The 20,667-nt window shown below is 64.8% G+C and carries 9 protein-coding genes; 2 read left to right on the forward strand and 7 right to left on the reverse strand.

All coding sequences use genetic code 11. The features are described 5' to 3' along the window. The first annotated feature begins 108 nt into the window (after window positions 1–108). Together AX729_RS41920 and AX729_RS39275 are read left to right on the forward strand one after the other, a co-directional pair. The gene (locus tag AX729_RS41920) at window positions 109–768 is read left to right on the forward strand and encodes an RNA polymerase sigma factor (RefSeq protein WP_061029538.1); all 660 of its coding nucleotides are present in this window, start codon (window positions 109–111) and stop codon (window positions 766–768) included. Beyond that, window positions 719–982 carry a FecR/PupR family sigma factor regulator gene (locus tag AX729_RS39275; protein ID WP_245325517.1) on the forward strand — a complete coding sequence of 88 codons (264 nt, stop codon included), beginning with the start codon at window positions 719–721 and terminating at the stop codon, window positions 980–982. The genes AX729_RS41920 and AX729_RS39275 overlap by 50 nt, the downstream gene beginning before the upstream one ends. Before the next feature lie 51 nt (window positions 983–1,033). Here the strand turns inward: AX729_RS39275 and AX729_RS36390 are convergent, their stop codons facing one another. From AX729_RS36390 to AX729_RS36420, 7 genes are all read right to left on the reverse strand, one after another. Further along, a complete protein-coding gene (locus AX729_RS36390) occupies window positions 1,034–1,861 on the reverse strand; it encodes a lytic transglycosylase domain-containing protein (protein WP_082770636.1) in 828 nt (275 codons plus the stop codon). Then, entirely contained in the window at window positions 1,861–2,280 is a 420-nt protein-coding gene (locus tag AX729_RS41445) for a hypothetical protein (protein WP_245325518.1), read from the reverse strand. The genes AX729_RS36390 and AX729_RS41445 overlap by 1 nt, the downstream gene beginning before the upstream one ends. 160 nt (window positions 2,281–2,440) lie before the next feature. Then, entirely contained in the window at window positions 2,441–3,649 is a 1,209-nt protein-coding gene (locus AX729_RS36400; RefSeq protein WP_245325519.1) for a polysaccharide biosynthesis/export family protein, read from the reverse strand. Between the two features lie 294 nt (window positions 3,650–3,943). Next, the gene (locus AX729_RS36405) at window positions 3,944–4,156 is read right to left on the reverse strand and encodes a hypothetical protein (protein WP_061029540.1); all 213 of its coding nucleotides are present in this window, start codon (window positions 4,154–4,156) and stop codon (window positions 3,944–3,946) included. Window positions 4,157–4,431: 275 nt separating this feature from the next. Continuing rightward, complete coding sequence (locus AX729_RS36410; protein ID WP_156457403.1) at window positions 4,432–17,490, reverse strand: filamentous hemagglutinin family protein; 13,059 nt, start codon at window positions 17,488–17,490, stop codon at window positions 4,432–4,434. 336 nt (window positions 17,491–17,826) lie between these two features. Then, entirely contained in the window at window positions 17,827–18,600 is a 774-nt protein-coding gene (locus tag AX729_RS36415; protein WP_210183202.1) for a hypothetical protein, read from the reverse strand. Window positions 18,601–18,846: 246 nt separating this feature from the next. Next, on the reverse strand, window positions 18,847–20,355 hold the full coding sequence (locus tag AX729_RS36420) for a substrate-binding domain-containing protein (protein WP_061029546.1): 1,509 nt from the start codon (window positions 20,353–20,355) through the stop codon (window positions 18,847–18,849). Between the last annotated feature and the right edge of the window lie 312 nt (window positions 20,356–20,667).

Consider the following 20,667-nt stretch of genomic DNA (forward strand, 5'->3'; position numbering starts at 1 on the left):
TCAACTAACAAAATGGGATTGGTATTAACTAACAGTTCGTCACATTGTCGTTGCGCGGTCTAACTACCGTCCCGCCGTCAAATGAGTACTGTGAAGTGGGGGCGTAGCATGACCATCGACAGCATCAGCAGCTTGCGGACTCTTCTGCTGGCGGAGTACGTGGACTTTGATCGACGGTTGACGCGGCGTCTCGGCTCGCCGGACCTCGCTTCAGAAGCTCTCAACGAAACCTATCTTCGCCTGGAAGGAATGCGCGAGCTCGGCCAAGTGCGCAGCCCGAAGGCGTATCTGTTCCGCATCGCGCTCAACATCGCCGCCGACCGCCGTCGCGCCGAGAAGCGCCGTCTTACCTCCGGCGAGGTCGATGCCCTGCTCGACATTCCCGACGACCGGCCAGATGCCGCGCGCGTGATCGAGGATCGATCCGAGGTCAATCTCCTCAAGCACGCGATCGCCGAGCTGCCGGAGCGCCGCAGACGCGTGCTGATGCTCTCGCGCATCGATGGCATGCCCAACCGCGAGATCGCCGCCCTGCTCGGCGTCACCGTCCGCACGGTCGAAACCGACCTCAAACAGGCGGTCGAACACTGCGCCGACCGGCTCAAGCGTCCGACGCGTGTCAAATTCGGTTTTCAACGTCCAGCTTCGTCTTACGTACAGAGATATGTCGATCGCGAGCATCCGCTCACGGCCGGCGGGTGCGGGAAAGCGCTGGATCGTGACGAAGCGAAGCCATCAGGTCGATCACTTAGATCCCTTAACTCGTGAAGCCCTGTCCTTCATCCTGCGGCTGAAGTCGGGTGAGGCAACGGTCGGCGATGCCGAGCGACTGATCGACTGGCGCGGGCGAAGCCCCGCTCACGAACATGCATTCCGCGATGCGGTGAAATGCTGGCGCGCCATCGGCCAGGCGCTCGCGAGCGGCCGGCCGACGTCGGTGCCCCGCCGCCGGCGTGCTCCCGCGAGCAAGTCGCGCTCATGAAGCGGCGGCACGCTCGGCTGCCGTCATCGTCGACAAGTCAATCTGCAGCGATCACGGCCTGCGTTCCACCGCCCCCCGCAGGCGGGTGTTCAGCGCCGCGAAATCGATCGTGCCGCCAGCCGTCTGCACGCGCGCACGAGATCCCCCGCCGCCCGACGGGCGGCCGAACGTCGGCTGCGGCACCGGGCCGGTGACGGGAATCCCGTTCGCTGCAAGGTGCGCGCGGACCCGCGTGCAATATTCGACCGACAGATGCGAGAACCGCGTCTCTCCGTGGCCGGCACGGTATTTCATCGCCGCGGTGCAGAGATCTCCGTTGGCGCGGCGCCAGGCGCCGGCCAGATAGCGCACCCCGTAATGCACGTTGATCTCCGGCGTCGCCAGTTCGGCGGGCGTGCCAGCAAACCCCATCATCCGGGCCGTGGGCAGCATCACCTGCATCAGGCCGACCTCGCCGTCCATACCGACCACGCCCGGATTGTAGCGGCTCTCCACCGCCATCACGGCATCGACCAGGGCCGGCGGCAGGCCGAAGGCAAGCGACTCACGCTCGATCAACGGGCGGTATTCGGCACGGCCGGCGCGCCAATCGCGACCGAACATCGCGCTGGTGCGATAGGCGGACGCGCCGAGCAGCGGGTTGGCCGGCGGGAAATCCGCGGCAGTGAGCGGACGAGGGGCGAAACGTTCGAGCTCCAGCGGCGCCACCTCGTCATCGCCTGCCGCGACGTCGGCGACTGCATCGGCCTTGATGCTTCCGCCGCCGACATGCTCCTGGGAACGCGCCCGCTCCGGCGACAGCAACAGACAAACGGCGGCCAGCAGCCATAGAAGCGGCCGCCCGCAACGATCATGAACCTGTCCGCAACGTGCTGACATCACCGCCGCGGCAGAACGTTGGTGGGAAAGCTCGGGGGCCGGTAGGGTATGGCCGAGCGGCCGTAGTTCGAGCCATATTGTTGACGGACCGCTGCCTCGTTCACATTGCCGACGCGCACGTCCGGAGAGCGCGTATCGACGGGCGGCAAGTTGAGCGACGGGCTCACCTTGTCCACTTCACGCCTGAGCTTCTGGTTGAGACAGCCGAACGCGCCCTCGTTCCCGATCTGCACGTCAACACAGCGCTCGAAGCCGGGCCCGGGCTGACCGCCGATGATCGTGCCCTGCCGCGGTGGCGGCGCCAAATCGATCGGCCCCGGACCGGGCGACTGCGCGGCGCCGGTACCGACCATCGCAAACAGGCCGGCAGCGAAAGCCTGCCCGGCCAACCATCCACGTCCGTGCGAAGCCCGGCTCATGCCGCTCTCCCCTGCTCGCCGGCATATCGTCATGCCGGGCCGGAAGCGTCCCGTAACATCGTCGGCCGACGAAGGACGCAGCCTGATGTGATGAGTAACATCTGCCGACCGGGCGTCAAGCCACCGGATGTGAGCTGGGCGCGTCGTCATCCTTCGACGCTCATGGACCGCTGGTTGTGATCGTCGTCGTCGAGGTCGTCGCCCCGGGGAAGCGGATGTTATTGACGAGGCTCACGCCGCTTTGCGCCGTCACGAGCGTGGTGTTGATGAAGTTGAGGACCTTGGTCACGTCGACCTGGGGCGCGTTGGCGGCATAAAGCACGTCGAACGGACGCATCGTCATCTTTGTCGCGACGAAATAGCCGGCCGGATCCTGAAAATTCACGTTGAACACGATCGGGACGGAATCGCCGTCGAACTTCGAGCAGTCGACACCCAGCCGCTCCGCGACATCCCGCGGCTCGCGGCGATAGAGGAAGACGGCAGCCGGATCGGCCTGAAGGTCGAGCAGCCCGCGAGCCTTGGCGACCGCCTGCGTGAGGTTGATCCGCCAGGCGTCGAAGTTGAACTCGCCCTGCTGTCCGGTTGCGCCGAACGCGATGAACTTCATCGGCTCGCGGTACAGATAGATGCGATCACCCGGCTGCACGAAGACATTGCTCTCGGGGAAATAGACGAGATTGCCGAACGGGACCGTAGCCCGCTTGCCATTGCGCTCCAATACGACCCAGGTTTCCCACCCGGCACCGCTGATGCCACCGGCGCGCGTGATCGCGTCGGTGATACGGTCCTGCGCGCCGGCCGATGGCATCGGGAAACGTACCGGCGTCCTCACTTCGCCGAATACGCTGACGAGCGAGGAGCGCTGCTGACTGGAGGTGACGACGACCTGCGGATCGATCGCGCGTCTCCTGATCTGAGCCAGGATGTCCTCCTGGACCTGCACGTTGGTGCGGCCCGCGGCGCGAATGCGGCCGGCATAGGGCACCGTGATGTTGCCGTCATTGTCGACGGCCTGGTCAGGCAGATTCACGAAATTGCCGGGGCGCACACCCGCCTCCAGCGGTACGTAAAGCCCGCCTGCCGACGCCTCGAAGATGGTGACGCTGATGATATCGCCGATGCCGTACTTGATGCTTGAGGGTGGACGGGCGTCGGTCAGGACTCCCGGTAGTCCGTTGGGCTCGTATTTCTCGAGCAATTGCACGACATCCGGATTGAGTTGCACCATCGCGAAGGGAAGAGTCTTGGTGTTCTCGCTCCTCACGTCGAGACTGGTCGGCCCCGCCATCGGTATGAAGCCGCAACCACCCAGTCCAGCCGAGGCGATCACGCCACATGCGATCGACACAATCTTCCAAAACCGCATGACTTTTCGTTTCACACCAAGCTGATGTTGGCCCGGACGGACCGTCAGGACGCCGCCCCACGTCGGGATGCGATGGATCGTCCTGCTTCATAGACGACGCGCGGCGGGCACCCGCGAAAACAAGGGTCCGGGCAATGCTGTCCGCGAGGCAGGCTGAGGACCATGTCAGGGGTCAGCGCGATCCTGACTGCAGGGGGCAGTGTTTCCCCCCGGGGATCGCCGAGACGAGCGTGATGATTGGATTGGGCTTACAGCACAGACTTCGCGCCGCGGCGAGCGGCAAACGCGATCGTGTCAGGTCGATTCCAGCAGATCGCGCAGACGTGCGATCTCGATCTGCGTCTCGGAGACCATGCGCATCAACAGCGCGTTTTCATGCTTGAGGTTCTTGATCCGGCGCAGACGGCTGCTTTCGTCCTGCCGCAAGCCGAGATCGTAGATCTTGGCATTCGCCTTTTTCAGCGCGGACTCCGGGCAGACTTGTTCAATCGGACGTGTCGCACGCATTTCAGCCCCCAAAACGCAAAATCAGAAAGAAAACGTACGGACTTCGCAGGACAGCAGCCCTCCGCCTTCGAAGCCGTTGCCGATCTTTTTAGGTATGTTTCTTATCGTTGCTGTGACCGATATTTAAACGGGACGTCAGATTCCGGATTCGCCGGGCTAGGTTAAGCAGCCGAATCTTTTCATTCGGAGACGATATTTTCGTCGCGCCAGATCGGCGTCCTTGCGCGCTCGGATTGAGCGCACCTGACCCTTCGACGCAAGGATGATCGCGTCGATCATTGCTTGCTCTCATTAGACGAATTGCCATCGGTCTCCTTGCCGGAGGCATCCTGGCCATCGCCTCCGCCATAGCCGATGACCTCGACGATGAAGATCGAGGCCGGCTTGCTGGAGCCGCCGGCGGTCGGCGTATCCGCCGTCTTGGCCGCGGCGCCGGCCGTGTTCGAACCGGCGGTCAGCGCGCCGATGTTGGGAACGGAAATGGTGGGAACGCCGGTCGAGGTACCCTGGACCGACGCATTGCCGAAATTGGCGACGACGGGCGCGACGATTACGGCGTCGCCGGAGGATTGAACGCCTGCCGTGCCGAAGTCGATCGTACCGCGCGGCGCGAGCAGATACAGGTTCGAGACTTGGGCAACGTTCGAGGCCTTCAGCGTGCCGATGCCGGCGCCGGTGACGTAGCCGCCGAGATCGATGAACTGGTAGTCGTCCTGATCATACAGCACCTGGAGCGCAGGCGCCGAGAGCGTCGTCTTGGAGCCGCGGCCGGCATCGAGATTGCCGTTGGAGCTCCACATCATGACGTCGCCGCCCTGGGTGGTGAGAACGCGGCTCGAATTCACCAGCACGTTCTGGTCCGTGAAGGTGTTGATGGCGCCGCCGCCGAGGGTGAGGATGCCGATGTCGCGCAGCTTCAAAGCCGTGTTGGACTCCGCAGCCAGCGAGCCGACGATGAGGCTGCCGCCCGGCCCGAAGATCGAGACATCGCCGCCGAGCTGGGTCTGGACGGTTGCGTGCAGAAGGTTCATGTCGCCGGTTTTGACCAACTCGCTGGCGCCGCTCGCGCCGCCGCCGAGCGCATTGGCCGTATAGCCAAACGTCGCCGGGAACATGGTGTCGATCATCTCGTAGCCGAAGGCGGTCTTGAAGGTGCCCTTGCCGACCTCCTTCAACCCGGCAAAGAAGGCTTGATCGACCAGAACGTGCTGGAGGTCCTTCGGCAGGCTCTTGAACTGATCGAATGTCAGAGTCTGTTTCTCGCCCGTCAAAGCGTTGGTTCCCACGACGTTGCCCAGGAAATTCGGGCTGGCGGGATCGAAATACTTGCTGATCATCGCGTCGTAGTCGATGCCGAACTTGACGCCGAACAGCACGTCGATGCTGGCCCCCTGCTTGGTGCCGGCGGCCTCGGTCAAGGCGGCGTTGCGCCGCTGATTGTTCTGGGGACCGAGCAGCGACTGGTTGTAGATGCCGATCGAGCCGCCCCAAGAGCTCGCAATGTAGACATTGCCGACAGGAGTCGAGCTCGCATTGCCGACCGAGACGATACCCTCCTGCACCGGGGCCTGTGTCGCGTTGTTGAACGCCGCGGGCAGGAACGGACCGATGTCGCCGCCCGCCTGCACCACGAGATAACCGGGTCCGGCGACCTGAATGCCGCCGCCATTGGCATAACCGGTATAGGTGATGTTCCCGCCCGCTACGATCTTGCTGACGTCGTTGACGTGGATGTTCTGCACGATGAGGTTGAGATCGACGATGTTGCCGCCGGCATAGATGCTGGCGGGCCGGTTGATCTCGATGTGCTGGTAGACCTTGAGCACGTCGCCCTTCGTGCGCTCACCGAAGGTCCCCGTCGCCGTGATGGTGCCCGTGGCGGCGTAGATCCGCGCCGTGGTGTCGAGGCCTTCATCGTCTGCATGCGCCAGAACGGCGCGGCTGGAGGATTCGCCGTAGCCGCTGTTGGGCCGGTACGGATCGAACGCGACGTCGAACAAAGCCGGTCCGGCGGAGATCAGCGGACGCGGCGACCTTTCAAGCGGGTCGCTCGATTGCTTCGGATAACCGAAGGTCAGATCGATATCTCCCTCCGCCAGCAGGGCGAAGGTGCCATGATCGGACGCGCTCAGCATCATGCCCGGTGTCCGCACCAGCGATCCGGAGACGTTCTGAGTGACGATTGCGCCGATTCCGCTGGTAACCAGGCTACCCTGCAAGGCGATGGCCTCGAAACTGGCCGGATAGGCGGCGGCGGCGCCCGGCGTCGCCGTCGTGCTGACCGTGGGAGACGACAGACCGATCGACACATCGCCCGACTTGGAAAGGAGGCTGACCTTGCTGTCGGGACCGTACGTGTCGAAGTAGAGCGCCATCGTCGGATTGGTGGCAGTCTCCAGCGGATTGGCGTTGCTCGGCTGCTGGCCATGCAGCGCCGCCGGATTGACGACGCCGGCCACGGCGACCGAGCCGCCTGCCACGAGGGTGATCTGTCCGGTGTCGACCGCAAGTTGCGGCAAATTCGGAAGCGCCAGCGCGCTTTTGGCATAGCGGTAGATGGTGCCGTTATCGCGGATGTCGCCGCCGGCCTCGATGCGGGCATGGCCGGAGCCCTCGTAGAAGGATCCCCCGCGAATGTCGCCGCCAGCGCGCACGATCATGTTGCCGCTGCCGTAAACGTGCGTGACGGGCGTGCTGCTCGCGGCGAGGCCGCCGGTGACACGGCCCGTCGTCGGCGCCGATACCGAAACGTCGACGAGATCGCGTCCGGCGAGCACGCTGATGTTGCCGCCGGCGCTGAGGAAGCCCTGCTGGAAGCTGCCGTACTGGATCCACCACGCAGTCTGCGAGGCAATCGTATTTCCAGCGGGGGCAAATACGCCGGCGCCGACGATCGCCGCGCTGCCGCTCTGGGTGATCGCGGCATTGGACAGCAGCCAAGGCTGATAATATTGAGGGACTTTCTTGTCGACCGTGACGTTGCCGATCACGTCGCGTTGCGCGTCGATGACGACATCTCCGCCCTTCTCGGGGAACGCGGCCGCGGTCGGCGGACCATAGTAGAGATCGGGGGCATCCACGGCGGCTGCGTTGCCATAGCCAAGCACGCGGGGCTCGTAGAAGCCGTTGGGATCGGTCACGACGATCGTGGATGTCCCATTGATGGTCTGGACGCTGTACGGATTGGCGTAGGCTGCCGTGTTGACGCCGGCCGCATAGATCACGCCCGGCGCGCTGGTGTCCTTGAGGATCACGTCTCGCGCTGCCGCGATGTTGATGTTGCCGGTCCCGGTGCGGATCATGGTCGGGATGTCGACCGTGACCGTGGAGTTGGCCAACCTGTCCTGAACCAACGTCTGCGTGTAGCTGGCGTGCTTGTCGACAATGACGTCACCGACCTCGCGGGCGAGCGACACGCGTGCGCTCACATTGGCGCTGGAGACATCGGCGCCCGCCGTGAAGTTATAGGACCAGGACGACGGCGCCGTGATGGTCTTGATGTTGGCGGTGCTGCAATCGGTGGTGCAGACCAGCAGGCTGTGCGGGAACAGGTCCGCGGCGGCGAGATCCAGGCTGCTCGGACTGATGCCGTTCGCCGCCGCATTATAGGGAGCGGCTGTCGAGCTCCCGCCTCCCGGCGTGTTCAGATAGTAGGTATACGCGCCGTTCGTCCGAACGACCGTGTTCTCGTCGAAATAGCGGCTGGAGGCGTTGCTGGTGCCGAGATAGTTGCCGAACTGGAAGAAGCCGTCCGAGATCGAGGCGTTGACGTTGATGTTGCCGGCTGCGCGCAGCGTCAGCGCGCCGGCATCGAAGCCCCCCCAAGGCGTGACGAGCCGGTAGTTGAAATCGATATAGCTCGAGGTCGGGTCAAACTTGCCGTCCTTGAGTCCGCCTGCAGTGCCGGCGGCCAGATTCCAGTTGCTGCTGACGGTGATGTCGCCCTTGGAATTGACGAGATCGACGCCGGGCTGCACATGCACGACATCGGCGCCGAGGCTGGCGGCGAGCGGCGCGAGGCGCGCGAACAGGTTGCTGAAGCCGTAGCTCTGGCCGCCGTAGCTCCAGGTGCCCTTGGTGATCTGCGAGACGATGTCCCCGAAGAACGCGCTCCCGGTACCGGCGCCGCCGGTGAAGGTTGCAATGCCTGCGGTACCCTGGGTGGCCGGGTTGAAAGGATCGTAGACCCCGCTGGACTTCAGCGGAATGAAGTTCGGCGTGTCCGGAACGAAGGTGGTTTTCCCGTCGGATGAAAGGACGGTCTTGCCGGAGAAGTTCGAGCCCTGCGCGAAAGAAATGACCTGGACGCCTCCTGCGCCCGAGACCGTGACGTTGGATGGCGTCGAGCCGCTATACCCCGTGAAACCATCGACGAGGTTGATCTGGGCGGATACGATCTTCAGATTGGAGCGGGTCGCAGTAACCCTCACGGTCTGACCGTCGGACCGCGTAATGTCCGCCCAGGTTGGCGCGGTTGTATATCCGCTGCCGGCGTTCGTGATAACGATGTTCAGAGTACCTCCGAACGCCAGGGTCGAGACTGTCCCCTGCGCTCCCCCTTCGAAAGTGATCTTGTAGGTGGTGCTGCCGTCGAAGACGAACCCGGCATCAGACGGCGGCAACGCGCTGAACGCGTTGAGCCCCATCACGTAGCCATTCATGGTTGCGATGACCTGACCCGTGCTGTCTCTGACGCTCGCGGGTGTCGTCGGCACACCTGAGAACCCAGCGAAGACGCTGCTCGGATTCAACGTGAATCCGCTCACATTGGTCCACGAGCCGGTCGTCGCGGGGATGAGATTCCCGTTCGTATCCACGCCCTTGTACCAGCCGGACGTGTCGATCGTGCCAAACCAGCCGAGGCTCGATCCGTCAATGCCGTTCTTGCCGGCCGTGGTGTCGAACGCGATGTAGCCGTTGACGGCGACCGAACGCGCCCCGACGATGCTGGTCCTGGTGCGATCGTTGACGTTGTTGGTCGCATCGAGCACGGGCAGTTCGTCGAAAGTCTTGTCGCCGTCGGCGTAGAACTTGGCGCCCGGCGTGCCGGCCGCATTGGCCACGTTGCTGATCGCCGCGACCTTGACGTCGTTGTTGCCGTCGAGCGGGGCGCGGAACGTCACCGTACCGCCGCTGAGGCCGCCCTTGGTGCCGCCGGAGACGTTGATCTGCGTGCCCTGCTGCAGGTAGATCTTCGACTTGGCGTCCCAGCCGATGCCGATGGTGACGTCGCCGCCCCGCTCGTCGGCATGCGTGGTCGAGGCGTCGATCACGCCGCTGCTGGCGAGGAAGACGGCGTTGGCGCCGTAGAGCGCGACCTGTCCGCCGGCCTGCCCGGTTCCGTCGGCCGTCTTGCCGCCATAGCCGGTCGCATCGATCAGGCCACGGATCTTCACCTGCCCGAACTGCTTGCTCGCGTCGCTGCCGTCCCACGCCGCATCGTCCGCGGTCAGCGTGACGGCGTTGGCCTTGAGGGTATGGCCGGCCGCCAGTTCGAGATTGCCGGTGCGCGTGTGGATGTCGACCGCACCGGTGAGTCCGCCCGCGAGCAGATTGTCGGCAAGGGAGGTCAGGTCGGCACTGCCCAGCGTATCGAGCTTGAAACGACCGCCAAGCCCAGGGGCGCCCGCTCCGCGCAATGCGCCCGCGATCGTGGCGCTGCCGCGGGTGGCATTGACGTCGATCTCGCCGCCATAGCCGAGACCGCCCGCGGGCTGCGCAACGTCGACGACGCTGCCGGCGTCGATCTTGACCTTGCCCTCGCCGGTGAACGGCAGGAACGCGGTGCCGATATCGGCATTGAGCACGACCTTGCCGCCAGGCGCGTAGGTATCGACGTCGACGAGGGTCTTCTTGTAGCCGGCCGCCGACAGATAGGCGCCCTTCTCGAGTTCGAGATTGCCGGCGATCGCACTCAGCGTGATCGTGCCGCCCTGCGCCTGGATCGTGCTGGCGATGGTGATGTTGGCGGCCGTGACCTGCAGGCTGCCGCCGACCTCGGTGCTGTCCGCCGGGCGTTCGACCGCGCCGGTGCGGGTGACGCTGTCACGGATCGTGACGTTGCCGGCATAGCCCGTGATCGAGAAGCTTTGCGACTTCGCACCGCTCGCGCCGGCAACCAGCACGCTCGGGGTCGTGATCGCAAGATCGACCTTGTCGGTGTTGTTGACACCCAAGGCCAGAGCGCCCGGTCCCTTGACCAGCACGCGCTCGCTCGCCGACATGCCGACGCTGGAATAGCCGGCGATCGTCATGTAGGCGGCCTGCGTGATTCCGTTGACCGGAGCGTTGCCTAACTCGATGTCCTTGGCGACGAGTTGCAGGCTGTTTCCGCCTGCGGTCGCGCCGCCGCTGAAGGCCGGTCCGGCCGTGTTCGTGAGTGTAATGGTCTCGCTGGCGGTGATGGTGGCATCTCGCGCGACGCCGCCGTCGAGGCCCTGTGCGAGGCCATTGGCGTCGAGGATCAGGTTCCGCGTTCCCGAATTGAAGTTGCCGTAGACGGTGATCGGTGCCGACAAGGCGCGCAGCGCGAGCGTCTGGACGTCGGCAAACTGGGCGCTGTTGGCCGGCAGCACGAGGCTCACGCCGGCGACCGTGTTGGCCGTGCCGATTCCGATGCTGGGGGCGACCAGGTTGACGCGGCTGGCGTGCAGATCGGTTGTATTGACGGTGATGGCCTTGTTGGCGGCGGTGCCCTGCAGCGTCAGCGTGTTGGTCTTGATCGTGACGCCATCGGCGACCACGACCTTGCCGCTGTCCGCGGTGTTGCCCCCCGGCAGCGTCAGGCTTCCACTAACCTGCCCGGTCGCCAAGCCGGGAATGTTCGCAGCGTCCTGCGTGGTGACGTCCCTGAAGCTGATCGTGAGCGACGGCGCGGAGACGCCGGTCTTGGACGGCCCGGTGAGTTGGAGGGTGGGATCGTTGCTGGCCGCGAACAATGCGCCGCGCCCCGGCTGCTGCGGACCGCCATTGGCATAATAGCCCAGGACCTGCTGGGTGGCCGCATTGAAAGCCGGAAGTTTGGTCAGGTCTGCGCCGGTGATCGTCGTTCCCGACAGCGTTCCTCCCAGGGCGGTGGCGACGCTCTGGGCGGTGATCGCCGCCTGCTGGTCCGAGACGACGATGTAGTGGCGCCCGAGGCCGGCGTGAACAGTGCCCTTGGTCTCGATGACGCTGCCGGATTTGACCGTGACCGTTCCGCTGCCCTCGACCGGAACATAGACGGGCACGTCGAGCAGGACGGAGCTCGAACCGACCGTCACATATTGCTGGGCCTGCTGCCACTCTCCGGTCTGCTGCGCGACGAGGAGAATCTCCGGCGCGCTCAGGGCCTCGCCGCGGGTATCGACGACCACGTTGCTCGCCGTCGGCGTGATCAGGGTGCCGGCGGCAACGTCGCTGCGGAAGCCACCGATCAGGACGCTCTCGAAGCCGTTGATCTGGCCGACATCGAGGCCGACATAGCCGGCGGGAACGTCGTTGGCCTCATGGGCCGCGTGGCCGATCACGGCGAGCTTCGGTGCGCTGATGTCGAGTTCGCCGCCGCGGCCGATATTGCCCTTGCTGTCGGTGCCGGGCTGGGTCAGCGCCATGCCGTTGAGAACGATGGCCTGAAGGGCCGACACGGAAAGACGGCCAGCGTCCATCGGCAGGCGCGGCGGTATCTTGTTCTGCTTGGCTGCGGCCGCGGCGAAATAGGTGTTGGCCCCGTTGAAGCTGTACTCGCTGTACTGCTGCCAAACCGAGCTCGTCTGCACGGCGAAGACCGTCTGCCCGGACGACTGCTTTCCGGGCGCCGTCGATTGCGTGTAATTGCCCGTCACCAGGACGGTGCCGTCGGTCAGTTTGGTGCCGGTCGGGATGTTCTTGCCGGTGTTGTCCTGCGCGTAAACCACGACACGCATCGCACCGGGCAACGTCGCGTAATGCGCCGGATAAAGCGTGTACGTCCCGGCAGGGATGCCGCCGCCGCCGTCGACGGTGATCTGCTGACCCGCCAGGGGCACGCTGTCGCCGGCCGTGACCGTGACGCCGTTGTCGGCGCTGCGCGCGGTGGCGAAGTGGATGTCGTAGGCTGCAACGGACTCGCCGCGCGAGGGCACCAGCGCATAGACGGTCTGGCCCGAGGGCGTCGTCGTCAGCGTATCGCGCGACCCGCCCTTGCCCTGGATCCATTCCATGGCCTGGAGATCGCCGCCGCCGCGCAGATCGATGGTCGAGCCGTCGGCCCGCGTCACCGTCGATCCCGACAGGATCAGTCCCTTGGACGGGGGCGCCGAGAGCGGATTGAGGTTGGCGTTGTAGTACCAGTTGGTGCCGTCCGAGGTGGCGCCATAGGGCACGGTGGTGTCGGCCAGCGTGACCGAGGTGAGGCTTCCCGGCGCCAGCACCACCGACTGGGTGATGATCGGCGATACGGACGCATCGGTGTTGCCGAGCGTGATGGTGCCGAGCGGCGCAAACAGATTGCCCCCCTGCTCGATGGTCGCCGCGCGCACGGTGATGCCGCCGCCGGCCGACAGCGGAATGGTGGTGTCGCTGCCCGCAGGAGCGGTGAACTTGACGTTGCCTGGCGTCTCGATGCCGAAGGTGACGGCCGTGACGGGATAGATGCGCTGCGCGGAGAACAGCATATCGCCGGCAGTGACGAGATTGCCGGTGAAGCTCGACTGCTCGGCGGTGGCCGAGGTGTCGTCATTCGCCTTCTTGAGTCCGTTGGCCACCTTGAGCGTGCCGAGCCGGATGTCCTGGCTGGCGATCAGATTGACCTGGCCGAAGCCGGAGAAATCGAGACCATTGGTCGGAGTTCCGGCCTTTGCAACCCCTTGCGCGCCCTGGAGATCGATGGTCCCCGCATCGACGGTCAGCGTGCTGGTGCCGCTGACCGGCGAGCTGCCGCTTCCGGCGAGGAGAACATAAGGCGCGGAGATGCGCACATCGGCCGGACTCGTCGGCGCGCTGATGACGCCTGCCGCGATTTCGAGACGACCGCTCACGTTCCAGTTCAGCGGACCCGAGATCGACAAATTGGCCCATGAGGACGAGGCAATGCCATAGATGTTGCCGGGTCGGTCGGTAAAGATGCGGCTCGCCCCTCCCTGCGCACTCGCCGCGTAGAGATAGACGTTGTCGAACGGGGCAAGCTGGTCTGCCGCTACGAGCAGAGCTCCAGGCTGAAATCCCGAGGCGTATGCGTTCACCGCGGCCGTCACCTCCGACGCGTCCTGGCGAAGTTTGATCGCGCCGCCACCGATCAGGACGGTACCGCCGCTCGCACGCGTGTCCGACTTCACGCTGCCATCGCTGGCGACATACCGGCCGCCAGCCGCTGCAAAGCTGCCGCCCCAGGCCAGCCCGGAAACATTCGCGCTGACGATGCCGGCGTCGCTCCACGCCCATTGCGTGGTCGGCGAATTCCGGCCATTGGCCACCTGGATGCTGCCGGCCGCCCCGGAGACGTCGACTATGGCGCCGGCATCGGCCACGAGAGAGCCCTCCTTGGCGGCGTAAGCGTAATAGGCCTGACCGGACACCAAGCTGAGTTCACCGGCTTCGACCGCGAATGTTCCGCCCGCAATGTAGCTCCCGCTGGTGACGGGGCCCTTGACCGTCCCGAACAGCGGGTTGGAGACGAACGTTCCCGACAAATCAACCAGAGCGCCGGACGAGAGATGCGTGCTCTTCGAATTTATGAAGACGGATCCCCCATGATCGATGATGGTCCCGCGCAGTTCGACCGATTGTGCAGGAACGGTCCAACGTGGATCCGACGGCTCGAACTCTACGCGGGTGTCATTGACAGCCGCCAGCACGATGTTCGCCTTGGGATCGGTGGCGATCACCGACCCGGTATCAAGCGTAATATAGTCGGCCTTCAGCGTCAGATCGACGGACTTGCGTTGATCGTCCGGCAGCAACGCAAGCTGCGGCGTGCCTGACTGGCCGAGCTTGGTGCCGGTCGGTGTCGTGGAATAATCGGAGAGACTTGCCAGGTTTTTCTGCTGTAGAGTCAGATCGGTTCCACTTGAAATGACGATACTGGCCTTTGCGTCGGACCACTGATCTTCAACCGATTCGATCGTATACGAGCCGAAGCCGCCGCTTGTGAGCAGGGAAGCAGGCAGCGTCGTTGCAACCCCTCCAATGCGAATCGACGATGTCTCACCCTGCTGCAATGTGCCGCCGATCCGGATCGTGTTCGCCGCAGCGATCCTCAAGCTCCCGTTGCTCTCGAAGCCGTAGCCACGCAGGGTGCCATCGAGAGCAATAAAAGCTTGCGTGGCGACATTCGCGGTCGGTGGATGCGGGCCAGGATCAACAGTGTAAGGCTTGCCGTTGTAGATGCTGAGAGAGATGCTCCCCGCCTGCCCCTTCATCACCCCGGTCGCAACGGTGTGCGCCTTGCCGGATGTGCCGATGTATCCGCCGCTCGACACATCGAGCAGGCTCCCCTGCCCTAGCAATATGCTGCCGGTCGTGTCGATAACGCCGCCGGTGACGTCGAGGCTGTCCTTGGTCGTGCTGATCGCGATCGACCCGCCGTTGATGAAAGCCGGACCGGTTGCGTCGATACTGGCCATGCGCCCGGTGTCGTTGACGAAACGACCGCTGACATCGATCGTGCCGCCGACGAATATATTCGCGGCAATGGTATTGCCCGATGCGTCGCTGGGGGCCTTGAACAAAGACGTCGTGAAATTTTTGCTGATCGACTCTCGGTCGGTAACGAGGTTGACGTCTCCTCCTGCCGCCGATGCCGTTCCGGCGATGTCGATGGCTCCGCCCGCAGTGACGGAAAGGCTGCCGCCCGCCGCCAGGTTGAGCGTGCTTCCCGCCGAGAGAACGAAATCGTTCGCCGTCACCGAAAGGGCGCTCAGGCCGTAGCTCGACAAAATCTCAGCCGAGAGATTGGTGGTGTAGGCGCTCTGCGTGGCGTAATTGGCCGAAGCCGCGGCGCCGATCTGGACGCTGGACGGGGTGGTCAGCGTCAGCGAGCCCTGCGCCGGCAACTGGCCGCCGCTGATCTGCCGCTCGCCGGCGGTCGAGCCGAAATAGATGATGCCTTTGTCAAGAGGTGCGATCTGGACGGTCACGACGCTGACGCCGCCGGCGGCGTGGCCTTCGGCGTAGCCCGGCGAATAGATCTGGCTCTGCGTGGACCAGTATTCTGTAACCCCCCAGCGCGCATGCTTGACGCTGAACTGCCCGGCAATGCCGAGATAGGTCATGTTCGGGTCGGCATTGGCGATGTTGTAGATGCGGCCGTCGCTGCCGATCAGCCGCGTGGTGTTCACCATGCCCGGCGTGAACTTGACGCTACCGCCGGCGACGTTCATCACCGAGCCCGTGGTGGTGACGCCCGAGGCTGCCCCGTTCTCGACCTTCAGATCCGTGTCGAGGCTGATGCTGCCGCCGACCGTCATCAGCTGATAGATGCTGCGCGGCACCTTGGCGACGTAACCGCTGGCATCGGCGATCGGCGAGCCGACCCAGGTCGTGCCGTCGCTGCGCGTGCCCGAGTTGCGGATATCGATCCACAGCGTCTGGCCGTAGACCACGCCGCTGCCGTCTGCGGACACGGTGGCATAAGGGGGACGCTGCAGCGGCATGTCGGCGAATTCGGCGAGCAGCTTGACGCCGATCACGTTGTAGCTCGCCGGCAACTCGACATTCTGGAGCCCCGCCACGTCGATCGTCGCACCCGGTGCGAGCAAGACGGTCTGAGGGTCATTCGAGTTGGAGGCGACACCTTGTGAGTTTCCGCCGGCCCCTGTCGAGGCGGTGCCTTGATAGAACAGGCTCAGCGCGCCGTTCGGCAGCGTCTTCGGGAACTCCTTCGCGTTGAGCGAGACCTGAGCCGATGGCGCCGAAATCAGGCCGTTCGTACCAATGGTCACGCTGGTCTGTGCCGAGGCTTCGATGTAGGTCGGCACGAAGCTTTGCGTCGAAGGCAAACCTGCCGACCCGTCGTCCACCGGCAGGCTCGAGATCACGCCGTTCATGCTGACGCTGGTGGCAGCGCGCAGCAGCACGAAACTGTTGCGGCTGATACTTGTATCGGCGGAGATCACGCCCTGGAGCAGAGTCCCGGCGCTGTCCATCAGCGATCGACCGTTCGCATCGGTAGGGTTTGCGACGCTGACCTTGTCGCCGTTCATCACCAGCACGCCACGGCCGATGTCGATCACGCCGTCGTGCACCGCTGCGCCCGTGCCCGGCAGGTAGAAGTTGGTGCGCGGGTAGCCGAAGGGATCAGAGCCGGCTGGATCGGCGTTGTAAGTCGCCGCAAATTGCGAGAGCCTGAACTCCGTGCCGGGGAACTTGTTGGTGTTGCCCTTGTCGTCCTTGCCGAGCACTTCGTTGGGTAACACGGAAAAGCCGTTCGGCACCACGTCGATGGTGCGCGCCGCAACCATTGCCACCTCGCCGGTGGTGGCCGTGATGGACCCGGAATTATAGACATTGGCGCCGAACAGGAAGACCGAACCGGGCGAGCCCTGCGCGACCTGGTCGTAGCGAATGTTGCCGGTGATCGACGCGCCGCGCTCGACCTTGACGTCCCCCGCGATCAGGTTCGTCGCGGCGCCGCCGTCCTTGTCGTAGATCGAGAACGAGTTCAGGTTGGCGATGCCCTGGTCCATGAAGAACTTGTCGCGGTCCTCGAGCGAAGACCCGAGCTTGCCGACGTCGAGGCTGGAGGCAATCAGGGTGTGGACGTTCACCTGAGAGCCGGCGCCGAACACGATGCCGTTGCGGTTGATGAGATAGACGCCGCCGAGCGCGTTGATCTGACCGAGGATGCGGCTGGGCGACGCACTCGAGTCCACCCGGTTGAGCGCGATCCAGTCCGACGCCGCCTGATTGAAATTGACGGTGGTCTTGGCGCCGACGTTGAAGCTGTCCCAATAGAGGATGCTCTTCTGCTGCGTCTGCTGGATGTCGACCGTCACCTTCGTGACGGCGCCATTGGCATCCTTGACGTTCGTCTGCGTCGGCGCATTGGCGCCGGTCCATTTCGACGGGTCGAGCTTGATCCCGGCCAGCGGATCGCTGTCGGTGCCGCCGGTGGGCATCAGCCCGCCGGTGACCAGTCCGTTCGGAACGGACCCGCCGGCAGCCCGCGCCGCGGCCGCGGCGTCGGCCTGCAGCTTCCGGGCGGCGGCAAGTGCGGCGGCGGCCCGGGCCAATGAAGCCTGCGCCTGCGTCGCAGCTCCCGCTGCCTGCTGCGCCGCCTGAATCGCCGCCTGCTGCGCTTCCTGCGTCGGCGCGACCGTATTGGCGCCCGGCGTCAGGCTGCGCGCATGGCCGAAGCCGCTCGCCAGCGACAGGGCCACCAGACTGACGCCGCACAACAGCGAACGTTCGAGGGCACGGCGAGAGCCACGAGCAGTCGCGCCCGGGGACGGCATAACATTGTCGGGATGGGGCACGCCGCAGCACTTTCAAATTGAATGGTTCCAGCCGGGCCCACCGCGCAGGCAGACCCGTGCCTCGCATTTACCTTTTGTTTACTAACATTGATATGTCAGAAATATATCATGGGCGACGGATGTCGCCGGCATTATGTTGTTGAATAACATAGTGAATGACGCGGATCAGGCCGTCCGGCGCGCCGATCCGTCGCAGATATGCCTCCGGCGGCGGGAAACGCCCCTGTGGCAGCCGCAGGGTCAGCGCGGACCCTGATTGGCGAGCGGATTGACGAGACCGGGGGGCAATCGCAGATTGGCCGGCATGGCCCGGCCGATCGGCAGGTTCATGTTGGCGCCCGGATGAACATAGGTGCCGCCGTTGGCCGCAACAGGCGGCGGGGCGGTCGGTGCAGCGGGCATCGCCGGCGGCACGGCCGGCATCGGCGGCGGCCCTGCGAGCATGGGGGCGCCAGCCGTCCCGCTTCCTTTCACGTCCGGCGCCGGGAGATCGAGCACGGCCTGATCGAGGCCCCTTGCCAGTTCGACCCGCCGCCGCTCGACCGCGCGGAGCGTCCATCCATTGTGATTTTCGCCGGCCCTGAGCCGGACCACGGATTTGCTGCCGGCGTCCAGAAAGAGGCCGATCTTTTCGGCGCCGATGATGGTCCCGAGCAAGGACAGTTGCGGCGTTTCCGGCTCGGGCGGTTTGGGCGGCGGCCCCGGCGGAGGCGCCACCGGCATCGCGACCGGTGCAACCGCCGGCGGGCGCCGTGTCGGCGCGAACAAGGGCCGCTCGCGCGTTGCCGTCAGCCGGCCCAGCGGAATTGCCCATAACGGATTGTCGCCGAGCGCACGCTGCGGCGGACTGGCAGCCGGCGCGTGCTCGGGAGCGGCCGCCGGAGGTCCGGACACGATCGGGCTCGTCGCGCCCGGCGCAGGATCGGCCGGCTTCGCCGCGAACAGATCCTCTGCGGGCTCGGTCGCAATGACATCCATCGCCGACGGAGCACCGACGGCCGCAACAACTCCCATGGCGAGGACGCCTGCAAACGACAAGACAAAAAAGCGCAGCGACATGACAGAGACGGTCCTTGCTCGGCCCCGAGCGATAACGTTGCGTCTTATCACCGATGTGACGCCACGTGAAATGTTATCACCCCACAACAGCGTGCCCTGGCGTCGCGATGGCCCTGCCGTGCGAGGCCAAAAAAATGCACCCGGCTGACGCCGGGTGCACACAGTCTCGGATCGTTGATCGGGCCGAAGCCCGGGCAGCGATCAGTAAGCGCCGACCTTGCCGGAGCAGCCGCTGCCCTGGGGACCGTTGGTCGGGTCGTTGAGCAGCGTGTAGATTTCGTTCTGCCACACCGCCGGGACCTGGGCGAAGCCGTTCTCGTTGAAGATGCCGGCCGCGCTCGTGCCGTACACGAAGTCGAGCCAGGTCTTGAACCAAAGATAGGCGTTGTTGCCGTTCGCGTGGGTCTGGTAGCACTGGTACATGAAGATCCACGAGAAACCGGAGATCGGGTACGAACCGGCGACCACCGGGTTCGCGTTCACGCCCTGAAGGCTCCAGGTCAGCGGGTTGGAACGGCTGGTGGAGTCCATCTGCGGGATGGCGGACGACATCGCCTTCTGCGCGGCAGCCGGGGTCGGCGGCTGGAACTGGCCGGTCGAAGCGGTGAGGTCCCACTGCGACTGCAGGTTCGCGGTCTTCAGACCGCCGGCCTTGACGGGCAGCCAGAAGTCGGACGAAGCGTAGCCGATCGCGCCGTTGGTCGAGGTGACCAGCGAGACGAGCGAGCCGCTGCCCGAAGCGTTGGCGAAGGTGCCGCCGCCGGAGTTGGTGACGGCGTTGCCGCACTGGTCGGTCGCGAACTGATCGGGCCAGTTGACCTGGTTCGCACCGCGCGGAATGAGCGGGGTGGAGCAGGACTGCGAACGATCGGTCCAGGGGAAGGCGTAGGACACGACGGTCGCGTCGGTCTCGTTGTTCGGCCCGAACTCGTAGCGGCACTGTTCAACCAGGGCATTGGTGAACAGGAAGGTGGTGCCGCTGCCGTCCGTGCGATGCACGAAGGTGATGTTGCCGGTGCCGAGCACGCCGCCGTTGAGCGCGGTCAGGATCGGGTTGTTCCACTTGGTGATGTGGCCGGACGCGATGCCGCAGAAGGCGTTGCGCGACAGGTTGAGGCCGGAGCTGCCGCCGGCCGGGGTGGCAGGCAGGATATTCAGCGTCGCACCGGTGCCGTCCTTGCCGTTGAAGCCGAGCGCAACCGGGCCAACCACGGCCGGGAGCGTGATCATGTTACCGAACTTCGACTGCGGGCTGTTGGCACCCCCGGTGTTCCATGCCGTCATGTCGCTGGCGTTGACGACGTCGTCGCTGCCGACGAACTGAACGCCGTCATAGTCGGTCTTTTCGTTCACGTTCCAGTTCGAGCTGGTGTAGGCCGGAGCGGACGACGACGGCGTGCCGATCTGGGTCTTGTCGTTGGTGCGCAGCACGGTCTTGCCGTTGCCGGAACCGGTCGCCGCGTACAGGATCACGCCGCCGAAGCCGCTGGTGTTGAAGCCGGTGCAGTTCGCCGCCTTGGCCATCGGGCCCGGCTTGCCGGCGCTGCCCTGAGCCTGGGTGTACATGCAGTCCATCAGCTGACGATAGACGATCTGCGGGAACGTCGCGCCAGCGCCGAACGCAAGCGACTGCGCCTGTGCGGATTCGGAAGCGACGCCCATCGCGGCGAACGCAGCCGATCCCATGAGTAAAGCCTTCAAGTTTCGCATGGTCTTGCTCTCCCTGTTTGGATCACCCTGGCCTGCCAACCCCGGCAGCCGGGTCCCGGAGCGCCGCGGAAGCTAGCCGCGATATGTGAGACTTTCATTGTTATTTTGTGAATTATGTTATCTCAATCTCATTACGGCGTGAGACCGAGGATGATCGCGCTGACGAACGCCCGGAAAACACGCGACAAATCGCGGCACGATCCTGCAAGGCAAATGTTATTCACAGGCCTGTCCTCACGCATTGCAAATGCCGCGGCGAGAGAGAGAGAGAGAGAGAGAGAGAGAGAGAGAGAGAGAGAGAGAGAGAGAGAG

This window comes from Bradyrhizobium sp. CCH5-F6, from assembly GCF_001556045.1.
Classification (GTDB): domain Bacteria; phylum Pseudomonadota; class Alphaproteobacteria; order Rhizobiales; family Xanthobacteraceae; genus Bradyrhizobium.